The sequence below is a fragment of the Synechococcus sp. R8-2 genome (genome assembly GCF_047461715.1).
Taxonomy (GTDB): domain Bacteria; phylum Cyanobacteriota; class Cyanobacteriia; order Thermostichales; family Thermostichaceae; genus Thermostichus.
Map to the genome: position 1 here is coordinate 1 of NZ_JANSHQ010000617.1, position 4,609 is coordinate 4,609.

A 4,609-nucleotide genomic window follows, 5' to 3' on the forward strand; every position below is an offset into this window, starting at 1 on the left:
CCGTCCTGGAAGGGCGGGGCTTTGGACCTAGCTTTTTGGTAAAGGTATGGGCTCTAGGGTGGAATCTTGTCCGTGACGGGCCTGTAGGATCGGGTCAACCGGGAACGAGGACTGGCGCTGCTTCAGGATCGGGGAGAATGGATCCCTGTTGGAGCCTGTGAATGGCTGCCGGGGATAGGGGAGAAGAGCCCGGAAGGAACTCCGTCCCGCTAACCCAAGCGGGTGAGGTTGATAAGGCCGACTGGTGGAACTGAGTTGAGCAATTTTGGGGTGCAGAGCGTGTTGTCGATGAACCTATGGAGTGCAGGGCTGTTGGGCCTTACCTTCAGCTCACCTGGAGAATTTGTCTTCCGCTTTCCCCCCGGCACCCCGCTGGTGGGAGGGCTGGGCCTACGCTGGTATGGCCTATTGATGGCAGTGGCCGTGTTGGTCGGCTTGATCTTGACCAAAGCGTTGGCAGAATCTCGTCATCTAGAGAAAGAGCCTGGCAAAGCCAGTGAACGAGTGGAGCTACTGGCCCTGTGGTTGGTAATATCTGGGTTTCTGGGCGCCCGCCTCTACTACGTCCTCACCCACTGGTCAGAGTTCCAAGACAACCCCCTCTCGGCCTTTGCCATTTGGCAGGGGGGTCTCATCATCCACGGTGGGGTGTTGGCCGGCGCGCTTGCCCTTTACCTCTATTGCCGCACCACCGGGATCAACGGCTGGAAGTACGCCGATGTGCTCACGCCGGGGTTGATTTTGGGCCAAGCCATCGGGCGCTGGGGCAACTTTTTCAACTCTGAGGCCTACGGTGCCCCTATTCCTCCCGACAGCCCTTGGCCGCTGCGGGTGTACATTCCTCCCCAAGCCCGCGAGCCGGAATACAGCCAATTTGAGTTTTTTCACCCCATCTTTTTTTACGAAAGCGTCCTCAACCTGCTTCTATTTGCCCTCTTGATGGGAATGTTCTGGCGCTTTCCCAAACTCAAAGATGGCACTTGGGTTTGGACCTATGTTGTCGGCTATAGCCTGATCCGCATCCCCTACGAAATCTTGCGCGTGTCGGCGGTGGCCTATCTGCCGGGAACTTCCATCAAAGCCGCCTATGTAGCCAGTGGCTTGGGCTTGGTGATCGGGATCGGCATGTTGATCTACATGTACCGGCTGCGCTTCGACCCCGATTTGGAACAACTGGCAGCGTGGTTATCGGAGCAAGCGGGATTAGCGCCAGAAGCAGCCCAAAACCTTCTGGAACGGGCTTGGGCTATTCAACAGAGACATCGCCGCGCCGACCTGTTGGATCGTGTCACCCTCGCCATGCCCCACTTTCCCGGCACCCTTGCCCCTCACCTGTCTCTTGGCCAACGGGAGCTGCTCATGCGGCAACTGTTTTGTCGCCTGGAAGGCAGGGATCCCACTGAGGAAGGGCTGGCCCAAGCCAGTTAGTGCCGTGGCCATCAGGCTGAATCAGGGTCATTCCCTCACCCCCAAGGAGAAAGCAGGGCCAGGGAGCAAAACCTTTAGGCCAGCAGACCTCGGGCCAGCAAACCCGCCCCCCCTCCCATCAACACCAACAGCCAAGTGGGCTGGCGAAAGCGCATCAAGGCAATGAAGGCCGCTACCCCGATCCCCAAAGCCACCAGCGAAGCGGGAGTTGTTTGTTGTAGCAGCGCATTTTGGGCCAAGGGCACTGTAGCCGCAGCAACAGCCCCCAGGGCCGTTGGGGTAATTGCCTGCAGGGATCCCTTCACCCAAGCATTGTGCCGTATGCGCAACAGAACCGGAGCTGCCAGCAAAATAAAGGCAAAAGAAGGGGCAAAGATGGCCACTGTTGCCGTCAGGGCCCCCAGCACCCCTGCCACCTTGTAGCCGATAAAGGCTGCCGTCAGCACCACCGGGCCAGGAGTAAATTGCCCAATGGCCACCCCATCCAAGAACTCTGTCGGCGTCAACCAGCCCAACTGATCCACCACCTCGTCGGCGATGAAGGGGATGATCACCAACCCTCCCCCGAAGATGGTGCCGCCTACTTTCAGGAAAAACAAGGTCAAAGGCCAGAAATAGGCACCAATCCGCTCCAGACCCCAAAAGCTGCTCAGGATAAGGGTTTCCGGTGGAACCGTGGCCACTACCGTCTGGGCCAACGTCAATACTGGCCAAGGGAGTAAAATCGGGATCCCCGATAGTGGGCCTTTTTTGGGCCCATACAGCAGCAGCCCCACCAGAGCCGCCAGCCCGAACAGCAACAGGATATTCACCCCCCCAATCAGCAGCAGGGCAAAGGCCGCCACCGCGATCAGCCCCCGGCTCCAATCCTTCACAGCTTTACGGCCCAGTTTCCAGCAAAAGGCCAGGATAATGGCGATCACCACCGGGGCCACCCCAAAAAACATCCCCTCTAGCTGCGGCACCCCCTGAAAGCGAAAGTAAAGCCAAGAAAAAATCACCTCGATCACAAAAGCAGGGGCAATGAAGCAAATCCCCGCCAGCACCGCCCCCAACCAGCCTGCCCGCACATAGCCGACATAGATCCCCATCTGGGTAGAAGCTGGCCCTGGCAACATTTCACATAGGCCCACCCCTTCGGTAAATTGTTCCTGGCTCATCCAGCCCCGCCGGATCACCGCCTCATCGTGTTGCATGGCGATGTGGGCTTGGGGGCCGCCGAAACCCAGGGATCCCAGCCGCAGGAATACCACGGCAATCTCTTTCAGGCGCGTTGAAAGGGAGGGCAAGTTGTCGGGGGCGTTTTCCGGCCTGGGGAACTGACCGGGAGCAGACTCAGAAGACATGGGCAAAGCCCGGCAAGACAACCCCGCCTATCCTGCCATCTGTCCGGGATCCCTTCAAGAGGACAACACTCACCCGTTTATCCTTTCACCCAAACTGCCCCCTCAGGTCTTCAGGCTTCGCAACCACTCTTCCAGAGCGCGGATCGGCGCGGGATCCCGGTAGACGCGATCTTGACGTGCTTTCACCTGCTGGCCCATTTGCTCTCGCCACTCTGGATCCAAGCCCAACTGACTGGCAATCTGGACGTATTCATCGAGGGTGTGGGCGATGGTATCCAGGATCCCCATCTGCTGCAGGATGGCGTAGGTGTGGCGGCCCCGCAGCAGGGATCCGGGCAAGGTGACGATGGGCAGGCCGTGGGGCAGGGCTTCCAGGGTGGTGTTGCCCCCTGACCAGCCGAGGCTATCCAGGTAAATATCCCCCAGGGCGTTGTAGGCGGCATATTCTGCAGGCGAGAGTTCCGGTAGGAGCACCACATACTCTTCGGCAGCTAGGTCATAGGCCTGAAAGGCTCGTCGCAGCCGCTGCCAAAAGCGCTCGCGGATCCCTTGGGAGAGGCGGCCCCGCAAAAATAGAAATTGACACTTCCCCACTTCCCGGGCGATGCGGGGGAACACCTCGTCGTACTGAGGTAAGTACTTGAATAGGGATTGGGCGCAGAGGTAAAGCACCCTGTCGGGATCCACCCCCCAAGCTTGCCAGTCCACAGGGGCGGGGTCAACTTCTAGGGGAATATAGTAGGTGCCGATGCCAGGCAGGGGCAGGAGCTGCTCGGTGTAATGGCCGGCCCCGTCCGGCGGCTCCATCAGCTCGCTGCTGAGGAAAACGTCTATTGTCGGCAGGCCAGAAGTTTGCGGGTGGCCCCAGGCCATCGCCTGTACCGGCGCCAAGCGGAGGGCGGCCAGTTGGGCACAGACCGGGTCAATGCCCACTTCCGGGTAGAGGAGCACATCCAGCTGTGCCTCTCGAATAGCCGCTTGCCATTCTTCTATGCTGCGGGATCCGGCCACAAAGTGCTCAAAACGAGGGGGCAGGGAGCACGTGACCTCATCTTGGATGACCGAGGTGTGGAAGCCGTAGAGGGCCACTTGAGCACGATCCAGGGCTTCTACCCAGCCGCGAGTCAGGATCTTCCAAACGGAGTGATCCCGAAACAGGCCGGAGACAATGCCCACCCGCACTCGGCCAGGATGTCGCTGCCAGAGGACGGAGGGCTGGGGATAGCGGGCCGCCATCACGTCCCTCACCAAGGATCCGTAGAGCTGCTGCAGATCGCGGTCGTTCTGGCCTTGGTAGGGCAAAAAGAAGGGTTGGACGGAGCCGATCCCGGCAGCTGCTCGCTCCAGGGTTTCGGGATCCCGCGGCAGGTGTTCCCAGCGGCCCCTCACCTGTTGTAGGGCTTGGCGGTAGCGCTCCCGAGCCACGGAAACTTGGTCTGCCGAGGCGTACAGCAAGGGCAACTGGCTAACACACCAGCCCAGGGCCGCGGCCAAGTCGGCGGGATCCGCTTGCCAGAGTTGGTAGAACAGCTCCGCCGCTTCCTCCTCCCGGCCACAATCCCGCAGCAGGATGGCCAGGGTGTAGGCGGCATCGGCAAAGTCCGGCTGCAGCTCCAGGGCCTGTCCCAAGGGGACAAGGGCCGCCTCCAAATCCCCCTGCTGCCGCAGCACCAGCCCCAGCTGGTACAAAACTTCCGCGTCCGGCCCCCCCTGCTCTAGGGCCAGTTGCAGGTGAGTTTTCGCCTCCGCCAGCTGCCCCGCCTGCTTGAGAACAATTCCCAAATTAAAGTGGGCGTCGGGAAACCAGGGCTGGTGGGCAAGGGCCTGCCGGATCA

Annotated in this window: 3 protein-coding genes; 1 reads left to right on the top strand and 2 read right to left on the bottom strand. The window is 60.4% G+C overall.

What is annotated here, in order from left to right; genetic code table 11:
• Positions 1–288: 288 nt before the first annotated feature.
• Complete coding sequence (lgt, locus tag NW819_RS13105; protein WP_414342737.1) at positions 289–1,428, top strand: prolipoprotein diacylglyceryl transferase; 1,140 nt, start codon at positions 289–291, stop codon at positions 1,426–1,428.
• Positions 1,429–1,502: 74 nt separating this feature from the next.
• Here lgt and chrA read toward each other — a convergent pair whose 3' ends face one another.
• Together chrA and NW819_RS13115 are read right to left on the bottom strand one after the other, a co-directional pair.
• On the bottom strand, positions 1,503–2,774 hold the full coding sequence (chrA, locus tag NW819_RS13110; RefSeq protein ID WP_011432884.1) for a chromate efflux transporter: 1,272 nt from the start codon (positions 2,772–2,774) through the stop codon (positions 1,503–1,505).
• A 102-nt stretch (positions 2,775–2,876) separates the two neighbouring features.
• On the bottom strand, positions 2,877–4,609 hold a 1,733-nt coding region (locus NW819_RS13115), incomplete at its 5' end, for a tetratricopeptide repeat protein (RefSeq protein ID WP_414414013.1).

What these genes read in the sequence shown, in the direction of transcription:
- lgt (WP_414342737.1), top strand. Translation starts at nt 289, where the DNA reads ATGAACCTATGGAGTGCAGGGCTGTTGGGCCTTACCTTCAGCTCACCT.
- chrA (WP_011432884.1), bottom strand. Translation starts at nt 2,774, where the DNA reads ATGTCTTCTGAGTCTGCTCCCGGTCAGTTCCCCAGGCCGGAAAACGCC.